Below are 17,400 nucleotides of genomic sequence, written 5' to 3' on the forward strand. Positions count from 1 at the left end.
CGAGCAGGAACGGGAAGTCGTCGTTGATCCCGCCCTCGCGGTAGTGGAGGTCGGTGTGGCACACCCCGCAGGCCTCGATCTTGACCAGCGCCTCACCGGGACCGGGATCGGGCACGAGGATCGTCTCCAGGCTGACGGGGGCGCCCTTCGCGCGCGCGACGACAGCACGGACCTGATGAGTCATGGCCACTCCTCGGCTGGTACGAGACCTGATCCCGATGTTGCTCATTACGGCACGCATCTCACGTGTCGCAACACAGCATCACCGCAGTGGAGTGCGGGGGTCAAGGAGTCGGTCTGTCGGCCTTCAGGGAGTCGATCCAGCCGAGGAGGCGGGCACCCTCCCGTGTCATGACCTCGGGGTCGCGCAGCGCGTTGGCCAGCAGCGACATCCCCTGGTAGGCGGAGACAAGGGTGAGGGCGTGGCCGTCCGGGTCGGGAACCCCGGCGGCGCGGAACTGCTCCGAGGCCCAGTCGAGCAGCCGCCGTATGACCGCGGCCGCCTCGGCGTCGAGGGTGCCGTCCTCGCGCTTGTCGAGCTCGACGGCCAGCGTTCCGGTGGGGCACCCGCGGCGGGCGGCGGTGTCACGCCCGTCGATCCAGGCCGCGATCAGCCCCTTGAGGCGGTCGAGCGGGTCGGCCGACTCCTCCAGGGCCGCGGTGAGTTCGTCCAGCCGGGAGCGGTGCTCGGACAGCGCGGCCTGGACCAGCTCGTCCTTGGTCTTGAAGTAGTAGTACACGTTCCCGACCGGCACGTCCGCCTCACGCGCGATGTCGGCCAGCGTGGTCCGCTCGACGCCCCGCTCGTGCAGCACCTGCGCCGCCGCGGCCTTCAGACGACGCCGCTTGTCGGCCGCGCGCGCCACCCGGGGCGCCACTGAGTCAGTCACCCAACCAACTATAGGCAGCCGCCGCGTTCTGCTGCTAAGGTCGTTCTCAGTCAGCCGACTAACTAACTCATTGGGGGAAGACGATGATCGTGGTGACGGGTGCGACCGGCAATGTGGGGCGGACGCTGGTGCCGTTGCTGGCCTCGGCGGACGAGGAGGTGGTGGCCGTCTCGCGGCGGGCCCGCCTGGAGGACCTCCCGGCCGGCGTGCGGCACGCCCGGGCCGACCTGGCGGACGCCGCCGGCCTGCGGCCGGTGCTCGACGGCGCCGACGCCCTCTTCGTCGTCCTGGGCGGCGAGCTCAACAGCCACGGGCAGAGCCCGCGGGCCCTGCTGGACGAGGTCACGGCCGCCGGTGTCAAACGGGTCGTCCTGCTGTCCTCCCAGATCAACTCCACCCGTCCGCAGGCGCCTTCGCACGCGCGTCTGCGCGAGTTCGAGGAGGCCGTACGCACCTCGGGAGCGGACTTCACCGTCCTGCGCCCGGCCGGCTTCGCCTCCAACGCCTTCGCCTGGGCCGAGTCGGTGAGGACCCGGCGCACGGTGTTCGCCCCGTTCGGCGAGGTGGCTCTGCCCGTCGTCGACCCGGCCGACATCGCGGAGGTCGCGGCGGCAGCGCTGCGGGAGGACGGGCACGCGGGACGGACGTACGAACTGACCGGCCCGGAGGCGATCGGTCCGCGCCGGCAGGCCGAGGTGATCGCCGAGGCGCTGGGCGAGGACGTCGGCTTCGTGGAACTCTCCCGCGAACAGGCCCGCGCTCACCTGGCCCGGTTCATGCCCGAGGAGGTCGTCGACGGCACCCTGGACATCCTCGGCCGGCCGCTGCCCGCCGAGCAGACGGTCGGCGCGGACGTGCGGCATGTGCTGCGCCGTCCGGCGAGGCCCTTCGCCGCATGGGTCGCCCGCAACGTGGCGGCCTTCCGGTGAGGCCCGCTGGAAAAGGAGTTGGGGCGACGGTGTGCGCTTGATAGCGTGCGACAGCCGTGAGACCGAGCCAGGAGGTGAGACCCGTGAACGCTGTATTCGAGTGGGTGCTCCCCCTCCCGTCACGGTCGGGCGACTGACGTAGCCGTCGCCGGGAGCGCCGCGATCATCAGGCACTCCCGAAAGGCACACGCCATGAACTCTTCCTTTTTCACCGCGGAGAAGACCTCCGAGGGCGTCCTCGAACGCGACTTCACCGTGGGCGACGTCCCCGGTGTCCTCTGGTCGCCCGCGTCCGGCGTCGACCGCGCGCCCCTCGTCCTGATGGGCCACGGCGGCGGCACGCACAAGAGGTGGCCCGCGATGACGGGCCGGGCGCACCGGCTCGTGACCGGCGCCGGATTCCACGTCGCCTGCATCGACGCGCCCGGTCACGGCGACCGGCCGCGTACGGCGCACGACGAGCGGGAGATCGCCGTCATGCAGGAGGCCATGGCGACCGGCCGGCCCGTCGGCCCGATCGTCGTCCGCTACAACGCCCACCTGGCCGAGCGCGCCGTACCCGAATGGCGGGCGGTCCTCGACGCCCTCCAGGAACTCCCCGAGATCGGGACCGAAGGGCCAGTGGGCTACTACGGCCTGAACATGGCCACCGCCATCGGGGTACCGCTGACGGCGGCCGAGCCGAGGATCACCGCCGCCGTCTTCGGCCTGCACTGGCCCGACGCGCTGGCCGAGGCGGCGCGGCGGATCACGGTCCCCGTCGAGTTCGCCATGCAGTGGGACGACGAGCACATCCCCCGAAAGGCGGCTCTCGCCCTGTTCGACGCCTTCGCCTCCAAGGAGAAGTCGCTGCACGTCAACGCGGGCCGGCACAAGGAGCTGCCCCGGTTCGAGGCCGACAGCGCGGTCCGGTTCTTCGCCCGCCACCTGGGCCGGACGGCGACGGTTCCGGCCTGACCGGTGGGATGCCGGCGCCCGGCCACCGGTCGGGCGCCGGCTGCCCGCACCTGCGACCTAGTCGGGCAGCTGTTCCAGCACCGTGGCGACGCCCGCCCGCTCCGCGACGTCGATCAGGGCCTGGCCCATCACGGAGACCGGCTCGCGGGCGGGCAGGACCAGGCCGATGCGTTCCGTGCGGACCGGGCGGACCAGGGGTACGGCGTCCATGCCCGCGGGCACACCGAAGACGTGCAGCCAGGCATGCGGCACGATGCTCGCCCACTGACCCGCTCTGACCTGGGCGAAGAGGGAGGCGATCGAGTCGGTCTCCACGCGTGGCGTCACGGAGACGCCGGCCGCCTCGAACGCCGCCTCCAGCACCTGGCGCCCCTGCATACCGGGGTGCAGCAGACACAGCGGGTACTGGGCCGCGTCCTGCCAGGAGATCTCCGCCGGGCCGGTGTCGGGGGCGGAGCGCCGGATGAGGAGGACGTAGCGCTCCCGGTACAGCGGGACGAACGTGAAGCCGTGCTCGACGACGGTGCTGTGGTACGTGACGGCGGCGTCGAGCTCGTACGTGCTCAGCCTGCTGACGATGTCCACGGACTGCAGGTCGGCGAAGACCTGCACGGTGGCCAGCGGATTCGCCGCGCAGAACGGCTGGGTCAGCAGCGCGACCGCCGTGGCCGCCGTCGGAACGGTCCCGATGCGCAGTCGCCCGGTCAGACCGGCCCGCAGCGCCTGGATCTCGTCCTGCATCGCGTCCCGGTCGGCGAGGATGCGCCGCGCCCACACCACGACCCGCTCGCCCTCCGGCGTGAAGCCGTCGAACCGGCGCCCCCGCCGGACCAGAGGGATGTTGAGCTCGTCCTCCAGCTTGCGGATGCCCTCGGACAGGGTCGGCTGGGAGACGAAGCAGGCCTGCGCCGCCCTCGCGAAGTGGCGGGCACGGGCGAGGGCGACCAGGTACTCGAGTTGGCGCAGCAGCACCCTCCCATGATCCCCCGCAAGCGCCGCACCGGCACCGGTGGGCCGCACACGCAGCGGTGATCGGCGCGGCCTGTCAGACGATCGGAACTTCCGCTTTGACCCGGCCCGAGGCGCGCCCGAACAGTGGGGAGGCACATCGACGGAAAGGGGCGTGCGGCCCGATGCGGGACTTCGACGAACCGGACGCGGACGGCCTGTCCGTCACGGCTCCCAAGACCTGGGCCACCGGCGCGCCCGCGGTCGCCCACGCCCTGAAGTACGCCCTGGGCCAGACCTCCCCCACCCGCACCGCCCTGACGCTGCTCACCATCAACCAGGCGAAGGGCTTCGACTGCCCGGGCTGCGCCTGGCCCGAACCCGCCCCGGGACAGCGGCACCGCAACGAGTACTGCGAGAACGGCGCCAAGCACATCAGCGACGAGGCCACCACCCGGCGGGTGACCGCGGCGTTCTTCCGCGAGCACTCGGTCGACGAGCTGAGCCGCAGGTCCGACCACTGGCTCAACCAGCAGGGCCGGCTGACCGAGCCGATGGTGCTGCGCGAGGGCGCCACCCACTACGAACCCATTGGCTGGGACGAGGCGTTGGACCTCCTCGCCGGTGAACTGCGGGCCCTGGACCACCCCGACGAGGCGCTGTTCTACACCTCCGGGCGGCTGGCCAACGAACCCGCCTTCCTGCTCCAGCTGTTCGCGCGCGCCTTCGGCACCAACAACCTGCCGGACTGCTCCAACCTGTGCCACGAGTCCAGCGGCTCGGCCCTCGGCGAGACGCTGGGCATCGGCAAGGGCAGCGTGAGCCTCGACGACCTCCACGACGCCGACCTGGTGTTCGTCGTCGGCCAGAACCCCGGCACCAACCACCCCCGGATGCTCTCCGCGCTGGAGGAGACCAAGCGCCGCGGCGGCCGGGTCGTCGCCGTCAACCCGCTGCCCGAGGCGGGGCTGCTGCGCTTCAAGCACCCGCAGAAGGCACGCGGCGTCCTCGGCCGCGGCACGACGATCGCCGACCAGTTCCTGCAGATCCGCCCCGGCGGCGACCTCGCCCTGTTCCAGGCGCTGAACCTGCTGCTGCTGGAGGCGGAGGAGAAGGAACCCGGCACCGTCCTGGACCGGGAGTTCATCGAGACACACACCACGGGCTACGACGCCTTCGCCGAGCACATCCGGCAGACGTCCTGGGACGCGGTCCTCGACGCCACCGGGCTCACCCGCGACGAGATCGAGGAGGTCCACGAACGGGTGCTGGCCAGCCGCGGTGTCGTCGTCTGCTGGGCGATGGGCCTGACCCAGCACAAGCACGGCGTGCCCACCATCCGGGAGATCGTCAACTTCCTTCTGCTGCGCGGCAACATCGGCCGCCCGGGTGCGGGCGTGTGCCCGGTGCGCGGGCACAGCAACGTACAGGGCGACCGGACGATGGGCATCTGGGAACGGATGCCGCAGCCGTTCCTGGACCGGCTGGGACGCGAGTTCGCGTTCACCCCGCCGACCGCGCACGGCCTGGACTCCGTCGACTCCATCCGGGCCATGCGCGACGGACGCGCCAAGGTCTTCGTCGGGGTCGCGGGCAACTTCGTGCGGGCCACGCCCGACAGCGACGTCACCGAGCACGCCCTGCGCACCTGCCGCCTGACGGCGCACATCTCGACCAAGCTCAACCGCTCCCACACGGTGTGCGGGCGCACCGCGCTGATCCTGCCGACGCTCGGCCGCAGCGACCGCGACGTCCAGGCGGGCGGGGAGCAGTTCATGACGGTCGAGGACTCCATGAGCGAGGTCCACGCCACCCGCGGCCGCCTCGCCCCCGCCTCCCCGCACCTGCTCAGCGAGGTCTCCCTCATCACCCGCCTCGCCCGTAAGGTCCTCGGCGCCGAACCGGCCATCCCCTGGGAGGAGTTCGAGGCCGACTACGACCTCGTCCGCGACCGCGTCGCGCGTGTCGTCGACGGCTTCGAGGACTTCAACGAGCGCGTACGGCGCCCCGGCGGCTTCCGCCTGCCCAACCCCGTCAACTCCCGTGTCTTCCGCACGCCCAGCGGCAAGGCCGTCTTCACCGCCAACGACTTCACCGCGCTGCGGGCCCCCGAGGGCCACCTGGTCCTGCAGACCCTGCGCTCGCACGACCAGTGGAACACCGTCCCCTACGCCCTGGACGACCGCTACCGCGGCATCAAGGGCGGGCGGCGCGTCGTCCTCGTCAACTCCGCCGACCTCGCCGGTCTCGGCCTGGCGGACGGCGACCTGGTGGATCTGGTCGGCGTCTGGACCGACGGCACCCAGCGCCGTGCCGACGCCTTCCGTGTCGTCGCCTACCCCACTCCCCCGGGGTCGGCCGCCGCCTACTACCCGGAGACCAACGTCCTGGTGCCGCTCGACAGCGTCGCCGACATCAGCAACACCCCGACGTCGAAGAGCGTGATCGTACGGCTGGAGCGGGCCGCCACGGCCGGCTAGCCCCCCGGCTTCGCTCAAAACGTTGCAACCCCGTCCGGGGTAGACTTGCGTCGCCTACATGGACCACGTCGCGCCTGGTCGCGCGGCTGTCACAGCGAGGGGGTGGACGCCATGACGGTTCGCCCCGCCCGCATCCAGGACGTCGCGGCCGCCGCCGGGGTCTCGGTGTCCACGGTGTCGAACGTCCTCAACCGCCCCGAGCGTGTCAACGCCCGCACCGCGGAGCGGGTCCGCGACGCCGTCGCGGCACTCGACTACGTCCCCCACCCCGGCGCGGCCGGCCTGCGCACGGGCCACTCGTCCTCGATCGGCCTGGTCCTGCCGGACGTCACCAACTCCTTCTACGCGCGCATCGCCAGAGGCGCCGCCGACGCCGCCTACGACCACGGCTATTCCCTCGTGCTGTGCCACAGCGGGGACGCGCCGGAGCGGGAGCAGGGCTACTTCACCATGCTCGCCGAGCAGCGGGCCGTCGGTGTCGTGGTGGTGCCGCTGAGCGCCGATCCGACCCGGCTGACGCGGTTGCGCGAGCGGGGCATCCCGCTGGTGCTGGCGGACCGGGCGATGCCCGCCCAGGACGGCTGTTCCGTCTCCGTCGACGACATCGCCGGCGGCCGTGTCGCCGTCCGCCATCTGCTGGAGTGCGGGGCACGCGACGTGCTCGTGGTCAACGGCGAGCGGTCGATACGGCAGTGCGCCGACCGCTTCCAGGGTGCCCGGCAGGCCGTGCGCAGCCGGCGCGAGGCCCGGCTGGGCCAGGTGGTGGCCGAGGAGATGACCGTCGGGTACGGCCTGGAGATCGCCCGCGGCCTCGACGAGCTGCCCGACGCGGTGTTCTGCACCAACGACTTCCTCGCCGCCGGGCTGTGCCGCGGGCTGGCCGAGCGGGGGGTGAAGGTTCCCGAGGACGTGCAGGTGGTCGGCTACGGCGACCTCGACATCGCGAGTTTCGTGGGGACGACCCTGACGACGGTGCGCCAGCCGGTCGAGGAACTCGGCAGGGCGGCCGTGGAGATGCTGCTCGACGAGGTGGAGGCGGGGGCCGAACACGCCCACGAGGCACGGGTGTTCGCGCCGGGACTGGTCCTGCGGGACTCCACCCTGTCACTGTCCGGCGGCTGAGCCGGGAAGCGTCAGCGTCACCGGCCCCAGCAGTCCCGACGCCAGCTGGGAGGGGAACGCCCAGGCCGTCGGGGTGGCTTCGGCGAGATACGGGGCGAGGGTGTTGCGCACGGCCACCTCGATCCGGACCGTGCGGCCGGCGGCGCCGCGCAGCTCGAAGCGGTACGGCGGGCAGAACGCCTCCCCGACGGGCTCGCCGTCGACCGCCACCTCGACGCTGCCGCGCACCCGCCCCAGATCCAGGACCGGGTCCGCCCCCGCGGGTACCTCCAGCTCGCGGGCGTAGGTCACGCCGCCGCTCCACCCGCCGAGGCCCAGCGACCGCCAGTCCCCCAGGGGCAGCGGTGCGGGTACGGTACGCACCCGTACCGGCCCGCTCCATGCGCCGCCGCCGCGCAGCACGGCCGTGGGCGCGGTGACGACCTCGACGTCGGCGGCCTCGGCCAAGGGCCGGTCCAGCGTCAACTCCGCTCCGCTGAGTGCCTGTTCGGGCCCTGCGCCGACCTTCACCCGGGCGGGCGGGGTCAGCGGCAGGTCGAGCGCGACGGTGCCCGGCGGCACGGTGAAGCGGAACCGCTGTGCCGTCTCGCGGACGTCGTCGGTGCAGCGCAGGGGCAGTACGGCCGCCCCGAGGACGGGGGTTCCGTCGAGCCAGTCGGCGCCGGGCAGCGGATGCGGCCGTACCGCGGCACGGCAGTGCCGCAACTCCCCCCACCGGCCCTGGTGTTCCACGGTGCGACCGCTCCACGATCCCGTCCGGGCCTCCCAGCCGGCGCCGCTGACCAGCGAGGCCGCGCCGGCCACCAGGTCGACGAACACCGCGTCCCGCGCTCGGGCACCGTCCACCACGACGTCCAGGACGTGTTCACCCGCGCCTGGGGTCAGTACGTGCCGGAAGAACATCGGCACCGCGCCCCAGTCGGACTCGTAGTACTCCGCCTTCTCCTGCCGGGCCACGGCGACCCCGTCGAGCAGCACGGTGACACCCGCCGCGGCGCCGACCACCAGCACCGCCCGCGTCCCGTCGCCGTCGACGGACAGCCGCCCCCGGTAGGTCACGGCGCCGTCCGGCCGTACGCCGTCGGGCAGGCACATGAACTGCGGGCGCGGCCCGAACGTGTCCGGGTGGGAGAGGCAGAAGTAACTGCCCAGCGGCGCATGGGCCTTGGCGGAGATCTGGGCGGGGCGGTCCTCGGCGTCGGACAGTTCGTACTCGAGGACGTTGCGTCGCCGGTCCACGTCCACGCGGGCGGAGGCCAGATAGCCGTCCCCGGTTTCCAGCGGTTCGCCGTTCCACCACACGCGTTTGGCCGCCGCCGCGCCCACGCCGAGGTCGGCGGGCCCGCGGTGGTCGGTCTCGACGATGGTCCTGACGCGGGCGACGGTTCCGGCGCCGGGCACGGGGACCCGTACGAACTCCTCCGGCACAAACCCCTTGTTGCCGAGCAGACCGTCCGGGTCGGGAATGCCGCGGCTCGCCGAGAACAGCGACACCGCCCATCTCTCCGCGGGCGGTACGAGCGGCAGTTCGCCCGTCAGGACGCGGGTGACGGAGGCGCGGTCCAGCGGCTCGGGGGCCCGGTCGGCGGGTACCGGGGGCAGATGGCGGACCCGGTTGCCGTAGGTCGCCCGTGCCCGGCCCCAGCCGGTGTCGTCCTCGGTCCAGTCCATGGTCCAGATCTGCGGCTCGTCGACGGCGGAGCCGGCCGGGAGCGCGAGGTCGCCCCAGGTGTTGTCCAGGGTGGGGACCAGGTTCCCCTGCCAGCCGGTCGAGAGGTCGACCGTCCGGTACGGCTCGCACCGGCGTGCCGTACCGCCGGCCACCGGGGCGGGGTCGCCCTCGCGCCACACGACGAGGGCGGCCGGGGCGCCGTCCAGCGGTACCTCGACGGCCGACGCGTCCGGGGAGACGGTGACGCGGGCGGGCTGCCGGGCGCCGGTCGCGGGGTTCCAGATCTCGGCCTCGGCGACCGGTGCGCGGACGGTGACGGTCCTGGTGGGGACGTAACGCGCCGGGTCGATGCTGTGGTCGCCCTTGGGCGGGTGGGCCCGGGCGTCGGGGAAGGCCGCCGTCACCAGGGCGACCGCCTGCGCGCCCTGCCGCCGGACGAGGAGGGGCACGTCGGCCGTCGCGTGGCCGGCGGCGTCCGCCACGGCCACCGCGCCCGCCTCGGCGTCCGGCACCCGCAGCAGCCCCGGATGCGCGCTCAGGGCCGCCACGGCCGCATCGTCGCCGGCGAGTCCGGCGGCGGCCTCGGGGAGGCGGCCCATGGCGACCACCCGGCCGCCCGCGTCGAGCAGTTCGGTCAGCCGGCGCGCCGTGTCCTCCTCCAGGACCGTCGCCGACGGCAGCAGCACCGCGCTGTAGGCCGACTCCCCGACACGCAAGGCACCTTCGGCAGCCGTGCCGCGCTGGATCGAGGCGTCGTCGATGACGTCGAAGGAGATGCCGTGGCGGTCGAGGGAACCGATGCGGGGGCGCAGCCAGTTGTTCGTGCCGCACAGCTCCAGGTAGTGCCGCTGGGTCTCGTCGACGTCGGCGTGGCCGTCGCCGAGGCGGCCGTCGCCGAAGTGGCGGACGGGCGCGTCCAGAGGGACGAGGGCCTGCATGGTGGCGGTGGGGTGCAGGACGGCGACGTCGGCGCTGTAGGTGCCCCAGCACATGATCGAGCAGATCCGGGCGACGGCGCGGGAGAAGGCCGGGTACTGCCGCCAGTACGGCTGGCGCCAGTCCGTGGAGGGCGGCGCCCACTCGAACCAGCCGCCCGCGGTGCCGAAGTAACTGGCGTGCGGGTTGTACAGGTTGGCGCCGCTGCGCAGGAACGGCAGCAGCCAGTCGTAGGTGTCCTCCAGGGTGCCGCCCCAGCCGGAGGAGTGGAACGCCTCGATCCACACCCGTTCGTGGCCGTAGAGGTGGGCCATGGAGGAGTGCACCTTGGAGTCGCCGTGGTGGTCGCTGCCGGCGGCGCTGAACCAGCGGTGGGTGCGGAAGTAGTCGGTGTAGATCTGGGTGGACTGGGCCGGGTAGCCGGAGCGGGCGGGGTGGCTCTGGTCGCAGCCCAGGAGCATGCCGCGTTCCTCGTGCCAGACGGCGAGCGGCTTGAACAGCGCCTCCTCGGTGAGTTCGGCGCGGACGGCGTAGTAGTCGGCGCGGATCTTCGCCGGCCGCGGGTCGCCGGGCGCGGGGGCGCCGAAGAGGGCGGGGAGGTGGTCGAGGAGGTCGTAGCCGCGGCGGGCGAGGAACTCCTTGGGGAAGCGGGTGCTCCAGGAGTTGGTGGCGGGCAGTTCGTCCTGGAAGCTGCCCGCGACGACCTCGCCCAGGTACTCGGGAACGCGGCGGTCGAACGCGTGGTGGACGGTGTCCATCAGCAGGCCCACGGCGTCCGGGGCGAGGTAGTCGAAGGCCGTGGGGACGGCGGTGACGAGTTCAACCCGGCTGCCGTCGGGGGCCGCGATCCGCCCGGCGCCGGTGCCGGTGCCGTTGCCGGTCAGGCGTCGGCCGTCGGCGGCGTAGGCGCCCACCAGGCTCTCCGAACCACCCAGCGCCACCATGCCGTTGGAGACGGTCGTCCGGCGGTGGCGCAGCGCCAGGCCGGCCGCCTCGGGGTGCAGGCGGGTCACTCCGCCCTGGACGTTGGCGCCGGAGAACCCGATCTGGTCGTAGAACCACAGGCGCATGCCGGACTGCCGGGCGAGGGCGCAGGCGTCGGTGAAGCGGGCCCACCACTCCTCGCCGAACCACGGCGGATCGTCGGCCGGGGCGCCGAAACCGGGCCCTGCGGGAGCCAGGTTGATGACGACGAGGTTGTGGACGCCGCCCTCGGCGAACCGGCGCATCTGCCAGGCGAGGCGTTCCCGTGTGACCTTCGCGCCGGACCACCACCACAGCGGTGTCGGGCCGAAGTCGCGGGGCGGGTCGTCGAACAGGTGCTGCAGGGCGGGCGAGATCACGGATGCGGTCCTTCCGGCGGCGGCTCGGACGCTCTCACGGATCAAAAACGTTTTATACGCGATTCACGGTAGAACACCGGCACCGAACCCACCAGCGTGGCGACCTCAGGGGCGCCCGGTTCCCTCATTCGCAGCTATTACGTGCGCCACGTCTTGTTGGAACGTTTTTCGGATCCTACAGTCACTGTGACTCGGCCTCCCGGCCCACCCGGCCGCGGAGTCGCAACGTTCCCCTCCGCTCGGCCATTCCCCAGACGACGGAGTCGCATCATGGCCTCAGCCACGAGCTCCCCCGCGCACGCCGAACAACCGCCCATCCCAAGGCACCTGTGGAAGGTCGCCGCCCTGTCGGGCATGGCCTCCTACCTCGATGCCGCCCTGATCGTCAGCATCGCCGTCAACCTGGCCATCTACCGCGACAGTTACCACATGGGCGTGTGGATGGCGGGCGCGATCAGCGCCATCGTCACCGGCTGCATCGCCGTCGGCTCCCTCGTCGGCGGCCGGCTCGCCGACATGTTCGGCCGCCGCCGCGTCTACAACTGGGACATCTTCTGCTTCGCGCTGGGCGCGGTCGTCATCACCCTCGCCCCCAATGACGTCGTACTCTTCGTCGGCGTGCTCGTGGCGGGTCTGGCGGCCGGCGCGGATCTGCCGACCTCGCTGGCCGTCGTCTCGGACGCCGCACCCGCCCACGGCCGGGCCCGGCTGGTGTCCTTCACGCAGGTCATGTGGGTGGCCGGCATCGTCGTCGTCATCTTCCTCGGCTACCTGCTGTCGGACACCGGCATGACCGGGGCGCGCTGCATCACCGGCCATCTGGCCGTCGCGGCGCTGTTCACCTGGCAGTTGCGCTCCCGGCTGGAGCTGGCCGACGAGCCCTCCGACGCCGAAGTCGCCCAGGAGGCGGCCGTGTTGGAGGCGCCACGCGGGACCGCGCTGAAGAACGTGTGGAACCGTGCCGCCCTGCTGCCGATGGCCGCCACCTTCGCCTACTACGTCACCTGGGGCATCGGCGCCAACACCTTCGGCCAGTTCGGCACGTATCTGCTGGTCACGGTGAGCGGCGCCTCGCAGAGCCTGGCCACCGGGATCAACCTGGCCTTCCTGCCCATCGCGCTGGTGCTGACCTTCGTGTTCGTGCGCCTCGCCGACACCCCGTGGCGCGACCGGCTGTTCTACGTGTTCACGCTCGTGCAGATCCTCGCCTTCTGCGTCGCCTCGCTGACGGCCGGCGCCCTGGCCGGCATGCTCGTCTTCTTCGTGCTCTACCAGATCTCCAACCCGTTCGCGGGCGAGGCGAGTTACAAGGTGTGGTCGCAGCTGACCCTGCCTCCGGACACCAGGGGCACCACCCAGGGCCTGACCTACGCCCTGTCGCGGGGCGTCTTCGCGGGCGTCGCGTTCGTCACGCCGGCGCTCATGGAGTACAGCGCCTCCCTTCTGCTCTGGTCGATCACCCTGTGCATGGCGGCGTCGGCGGTCGCGGGCGTGTACATCGTCCGGGTCCTCGTCCGCCGTACCCCGAAGGCGGTGCCCGCACGGGCGGATCTGGGCGTGGCCGGGGCCTGAACACCGCAGCGGACCCGACCCGGAGCGCGGACCTCACAAGGAGCACCGACCATGGCAACGACCGACACTTCGGCCGCGAGCGAGGACCGCGCCGCCGACTTGCGCGATCTGCTCCCCCCGGTGACCCGCCGCCGCCCGCGCATCGGCCTGGTGGCGGGCGGACTGGGCACCTACTGGCCGCAGTTCCCCGATCTCCTGCCGCAGTTGCAGGAGTCGGCCCGCTATGTCGCCGAGCGGCTGCGGGGGATGGACGCGGAGGTGACCGACGCCGGCTTCGTCTCGGACGCCGAGGAGGGCGCCGCCGCGGCCGAGCGGCTGCGGCGCACGGACTGCGATCTGATCGTGCTGTTCCTGACGACGTATCTGACGTCGTCGATGGTGCTGCCGATCGCCCGCCGCTCGCACACGCCCGTCCTGGTGATCGACCTGCAGCCGACCGAGCGGATGGACCACGCCCGTTTCGACACGGGTGCTTGGCTGGCCTACTGCGCCCAGTGCTCGGTGCCCGAGGTCGGCAACGTCTTCCGCCGGGCCCGCATCCCGTTCCGGTCGGTGTCGGGCTGGCTGCGGCAGGAGTCCGCCTGGCGGCGCATCGAGCAGTGGATCAGGGCCGCGCACGTCCGCGCCGCGCTGCGGCACGCCCGGCACGGTCTGATGGGGCACCTGTATCCCGGCATGCTGGACGTGTCGACCGATCTGACCCTGCTGCCCGCGACGTTCGGCTCGCACGTGGAGGTGCTGGAGTTCGACGACCTGCGTCACCGGGTGGAGCGAGTGAGGGAGGCGGAGGCCCGGGAGCGCATGGAGCTGGCCCGCCGCATCTTCACACTCGACGACAGCGTGGTGGACGAGGACTTCGCGTGGGGCGCGACCGTGTCCGTGGCGCTGGACCGGCTGGTCGAGGACTTCGGCCTGGACTCCCTCGCCTACTACCACCGGGGCCTCGACGGCGAACTGCACGAGCGGCTCGGCGCCGGCATGATCCTGGGCGCCTCCCTGCTCACCGCCCGGGGCGTGCCGGCGGCAGGCGAGTACGAACTGCGCACCAGTGTCGCGCAGTTGGCGTCGCAGGGCGTGGGCGCGGGCGGGTCCTTCACCGAGATCCAGGCGCTGAACTTCGAGGACGGCGTGGTGGAGATGGGGCACGACGGGCCCGCCCACCTCGCCGTGAGCGCCCGCGATCCGCTGCTGCGCGGTCTCGGCGTCTACCACGGCAAGCGCGGCTGGGGCGTCAGCGTGGAGTTCGACGTCCGGCACGGCCCGGTGACCCTGCTCGGCCTCGGCCAGGACGCCGACGGGAGCCTGTCGTTCGTCACCTCCGAGGGCACGGTCGTCTCCGGTCCCCTCCTGGAGATCGGCAACACCTCCAGCCGCGTCGACTTCGGGCGCGACCCCGGCGAGTGGGTGGACGCGTGGAGTGCCACGGGGGTCGGCCACCACTGGTCGCTGGCGGTCGGCCGTCACGCCGCCGACTTTCGGGCGGCGGCGAGCCTGCTCGGCATCGACCACCGGCACGTGTGACACCGGCCCGGGGACACCTGCGGCAGGCCCCCCGGGCCGGTGGCTGTCGACGGTCAGATCTCCCGCCGCTCCAGCGGCCGCGTCGCCGGTCCCTGGACGACGTTGCCGTCGGGGTCGAAGCGGGAGCCGTGGCAGGGGCACTCCCACGCCCGTTCGGCGCGGTTGAAGGCGACCAGGCAGCCCAGGTGCGTACAGCGGGCGGCGACGGCGTGCAGCTCGCCGGAGTCGTCGCGGTGGACCGCGCAGTGGTGTCCGCCGGCCAGGACGACCGCGCCGTCCCCGGGCGCGATGTCGTCCACCGAGCCGCTGCCCGACAGCGAGGGCAGCCGGTCGCCGACGAAGTGCCGGGCCACATGGGCCTGGTGGCGGAGGAAGGCGGGCGCCTCACGGACGACGGTGCCCAGCCGGCGGGGGTCGTAGAGTCCGCTCCACGGTGAACTCCGTCCCGTGATCAGGTCGTTGAGCAGCCGGCCGGCCATGATGCCGCCGCTCATGCCCCAGCCGCCGAAGCCGGTGGCCACGTAGGTGTGCCGACCCGCGGTGGGCAGCGGTCCGACGAGGGGCACCGAGTCGGTGGAGTCGTTGTCCTGCGTGGCCCAGCGGTGGGTGAAGTCCAGTGCCCCGAAGCGTTCCACGGCCCAGCCGGCGAGCCGGCCGAAGCGCTCCGCGACGTCGGCGGTGCCGGGGGCGAAGTGCTCACCGGTGACGATCAGCAGGCGCTGCCCGTCGGCGTACGGGGCGGTGCGCACCGAGCGGGTGCCCTGCTCGGGGGTGATGTACATGCCGTGCGGGTCCAGGCCGGCCGGGACGGGGGCGGCCCACACGAGTTCGCGGCGCGGGGAGAGCCGGGTGAAGAGCATGGCCCGGTCGAAGATCGGGTAGTGCGTGGCGACCACGACGTCGTCGGCGCTCAGGGTGACGCCGGCCTCGGTGGTCACACGGCAGGGTTCGCCCTCCTTGAGGCCGACGACACGGGTCCCCTCGTAGATCGACACGCCCTGCCGCCGCAGGTCGTCGGCGAGGCCGAGAAGGTACTTGCGGGGGTGGAACTGGGCCTGGCCGGTCACCCGGACCGCGCCCTCGACCGGGAACGGCAGATCCGTCTCGGTGACGAAGTCGGCGGGCAGCCCTGCCGCCCGTGCGGCCTCCGCCTCGGCCTTCAGCTCGTCGACGCGCGACCGGTCCTCGGTGTAGGTGTAGGCCGCCGTCTCCTCCCAGTCGCAGTCGATGCCGAGTTCGCGGGCCGTGGCGGCGGCGTGACGGACGGCCTCGGTCTGGGACTGCGCGTAGAGCTTCGCCGCCTCCTCGCCCCGGGTGCGGCGCAGCCGCTCGTAGACGAGGGTGTGCAGCACGCTCACTTTGGCGGTGGTGTGGCCGGTGACTCCGGAGGCGATCCGGTCGGCCTCCAGGAGCGCCACGTTGCGGCCGCTGCGGGCCAGTTCCCAGGCCGTGCTCAGGCCCGCGATGCCCGCGCCGATCACGGCGACGTCGACGGTGGTGTCCCGGTCCAGAGGAGGGTGGGGGTCGCGCGGGGGCTCCGTGTCGATCCAGTACGACCGCTGCTCGGCTGCGTCCGTGTTCATGACCGCCGGGTTCCCCCGACGGGCCCACCGAAGCGCCGGCCCTCGCTCCGCGTCTCAGCGCGACGGCAGCGGCGGCGGTTGTTCGGGTTCCGTCCAGCGGCACAGCAGCCGGAAGCCCTGGAGCAGGGTCAGCGGCCACGCTGCGGCGATGGACCGGATGACCCCGGGGTCCGCGGTGCGGATGCCGACGACCAGGAGGAAGAGGGAGGCGGCGCCCAGCAGGGTCACCGCCGGCGGCACGGAGGCCCGGCTCGCGGAGTGACCATGGTTCGACCGCCGTGCACGACGGTGGGCGACAGCACGGTGCCCGGCGGCGGGGTCGCGGCCCCGGCCGACGGGCTCCGTGTCGCGTGCCGCTGTCATCCCGGGGTGACCCGGCCCCGCCAGGACCCGGTCTCGCCGCCCCGCTCCTCGATGTACTCCTTGAACCGCTTCATGTCGCCCTTGACCCGCCGGTCCACCATGCCCAGCGCGTCGGCGGCCTTCTCGGCGGCCCCGCTCGAGTCGACCTCCATGACGATCTCCACGCGCGTGTGCATGTCGTCGAGGCTCTCGAAGTGCACCATGCCCATCTGCTTGGTGTCGCCGCCGACGGTGCGCCAGGCGATCCTCTCGTCGGGCAGCTGATCCACGATCTCGGTGTCGAACTCCCGGCGCACGCCACCGATCTTGGTGGTCCAGTGGTTGTGGGTGTCATCGAGCTGGGTGACCTTCTCGACGCCCTCCATGAACTTCGGGAACTCCTGGAACTGGGTCCACTGGTTGTACGCGGTGTGGACCGGGACGGCGACCTCGACCGCTTCCTTGACCTTGCCCATGACAGTGCCTCCCTTTCCTCGACGCTGGTGGTCGTCCGGCTCGTGAACGGTGTGCCGGGTACCCCGGATCGGCGCCGCCACCGACCCGGGACCGGCCGGTGCGGCTCAGCACCGGAGCGCGGGCCCGGGCGGCTCACCGGCCCCGGCGCCGCATCGGCCCCCACTCGGCCGCCCGCTCCTGCTCCTCCACCGCCCGCTGCGCCTCCTCGATGAGGCTCTCGCCGATCCAGCCGATCGGCTTCACGTCCCGCACCAGTGGCTCGTTGTCGGGGCCCCGGCCCCCGACCCGGCCGCGCAGCACCCAGGGGCGCACGCCCTCGCCCTTGTCGCGGGGCAGGTGGGAGTAGTCGTACAGCCGCCGCGCCACCCACAGCTCGGCCGACCTGTCGTGCCACCACGGCTCGACGTCGAGCGGGTTGGCGGACAGTCCGGGCAGGCGTATCCCGGTCAGGCCGTCCCTGCTCTCGGCGCTCGCCTCGTCGGCCACGGGCCCGCGCGACCAGCGGACGTACAGGTGCGGTGTGGACAGGACCACCGCGGCCAGTTCGCGGAGGGTCCGCAGCACGGGCAGGTCGTCGCGGGCGTTCATCGGATCGTCATTCCGTCCTTGCACGTCGGCGCGGGTAGGG

The 17,400-nt window shown here is 72.7% G+C and carries 14 protein-coding genes; 6 read left to right on the forward strand and 8 right to left on the reverse strand.

Annotated features, from left to right (window positions below; translation table 11 throughout):
• Both M8J74_RS28910 and M8J74_RS28915 read right to left on the reverse strand, forming a co-directional pair.
• Positions 1-184: alcohol dehydrogenase catalytic domain-containing protein (locus tag M8J74_RS28910; protein WP_249839264.1), on the reverse strand; the 184-nt coding region annotated here is incomplete at its 3' end.
• Positions 185-284: 100 nt separating this feature from the next.
• Positions 285-890 (reverse strand): TetR/AcrR family transcriptional regulator, encoded by a 606-nt coding sequence (locus tag M8J74_RS28915; protein ID WP_249839265.1) that lies wholly within the window; start codon positions 888-890, stop codon positions 285-287.
• A gap of 83 nt (positions 891-973) precedes the next feature.
• On the opposite strand from M8J74_RS28915, the gene M8J74_RS28920 reads away from it, so the two are divergent.
• Positions 974-1,819, forward strand: a complete 846-nt coding sequence (locus M8J74_RS28920) for an SDR family oxidoreductase (protein ID WP_249839266.1) — start codon at positions 974-976, stop codon at positions 1,817-1,819.
• Positions 1,820-2,011: 192 nt separating this feature from the next.
• Positions 2,012-2,776: an alpha/beta fold hydrolase gene (locus M8J74_RS28925; RefSeq protein WP_249839267.1), complete on the forward strand. Its 765-nt coding sequence runs from the start codon at positions 2,012-2,014 to the stop codon at positions 2,774-2,776.
• Positions 2,777-2,833: 57 nt separating this feature from the next.
• Here M8J74_RS28925 and M8J74_RS28930 read toward each other — a convergent pair whose 3' ends face one another.
• The gene (locus M8J74_RS28930; RefSeq protein ID WP_249839268.1) at positions 2,834-3,748 is read right to left on the reverse strand and encodes a LysR substrate-binding domain-containing protein; all 915 of its coding nucleotides are present in this window, start codon (positions 3,746-3,748) and stop codon (positions 2,834-2,836) included.
• A 161-nt stretch (positions 3,749-3,909) separates the two neighbouring features.
• Between M8J74_RS28930 and M8J74_RS28935 the strand changes: the two genes are divergently transcribed.
• Positions 3,910-6,204: an FdhF/YdeP family oxidoreductase gene (locus M8J74_RS28935; RefSeq protein WP_249839269.1), complete on the forward strand. Its 2,295-nt coding sequence runs from the start codon at positions 3,910-3,912 to the stop codon at positions 6,202-6,204.
• A gap of 102 nt (positions 6,205-6,306) precedes the next feature.
• Complete coding sequence (locus tag M8J74_RS28940) at positions 6,307-7,326, forward strand: LacI family DNA-binding transcriptional regulator (protein WP_249839270.1); 1,020 nt, start codon at positions 6,307-6,309, stop codon at positions 7,324-7,326.
• On the opposite strand, the gene M8J74_RS28945 is transcribed toward M8J74_RS28940, so the two are convergent.
• A complete protein-coding gene (locus tag M8J74_RS28945; RefSeq protein WP_249839271.1) occupies positions 7,309-11,277 on the reverse strand; it encodes a glycosyl hydrolase in 3,969 nt (1,322 codons plus the stop codon). The genes M8J74_RS28940 and M8J74_RS28945 overlap by 18 nt on opposite strands.
• 270 nt (positions 11,278-11,547) lie before the next feature.
• Between M8J74_RS28945 and M8J74_RS28950 the strand changes: the two genes are divergently transcribed.
• A complete protein-coding gene (locus M8J74_RS28950) occupies positions 11,548-12,849 on the forward strand; it encodes an MFS transporter (protein ID WP_249839272.1) in 1,302 nt (433 codons plus the stop codon).
• A gap of 51 nt (positions 12,850-12,900) precedes the next feature.
• On the forward strand, positions 12,901-14,370 hold the full coding sequence (locus tag M8J74_RS28955; RefSeq protein ID WP_249839273.1) for an L-fucose/L-arabinose isomerase family protein: 1,470 nt from the start codon (positions 12,901-12,903) through the stop codon (positions 14,368-14,370).
• Between the two features lie 53 nt (positions 14,371-14,423).
• Here M8J74_RS28955 and M8J74_RS28960 read toward each other — a convergent pair whose 3' ends face one another.
• From M8J74_RS28960 to M8J74_RS28975, 4 genes are all read right to left on the reverse strand, one after another.
• A complete protein-coding gene (locus M8J74_RS28960) occupies positions 14,424-15,953 on the reverse strand; it encodes an FAD-dependent oxidoreductase (RefSeq protein WP_249839274.1) in 1,530 nt (509 codons plus the stop codon).
• A 54-nt stretch (positions 15,954-16,007) separates the two neighbouring features.
• Positions 16,008-16,316, reverse strand: a complete 309-nt coding sequence (locus M8J74_RS28965) for a hypothetical protein (protein ID WP_249839275.1) — start codon at positions 16,314-16,316, stop codon at positions 16,008-16,010.
• Positions 16,313-16,771 carry an SRPBCC family protein gene (locus M8J74_RS28970; protein ID WP_249839276.1) on the reverse strand — a complete coding sequence of 153 codons (459 nt, stop codon included), beginning with the start codon at positions 16,769-16,771 and terminating at the stop codon, positions 16,313-16,315. The genes M8J74_RS28965 and M8J74_RS28970 overlap by 4 nt, the downstream gene beginning before the upstream one ends.
• A gap of 133 nt (positions 16,772-16,904) precedes the next feature.
• Positions 16,905-17,360 carry a DUF6098 family protein gene (locus tag M8J74_RS28975; RefSeq protein ID WP_249839277.1) on the reverse strand — a complete coding sequence of 152 codons (456 nt, stop codon included), beginning with the start codon at positions 17,358-17,360 and terminating at the stop codon, positions 16,905-16,907.
• Positions 17,361-17,400 lie beyond the last annotated feature (40 nt).

It is taken from the genome of Streptomyces panaciradicis (genome assembly GCF_023516615.1).
GTDB lineage: Bacteria > Actinomycetota > Actinomycetes > Streptomycetales > Streptomycetaceae > Streptomyces > Streptomyces panaciradicis.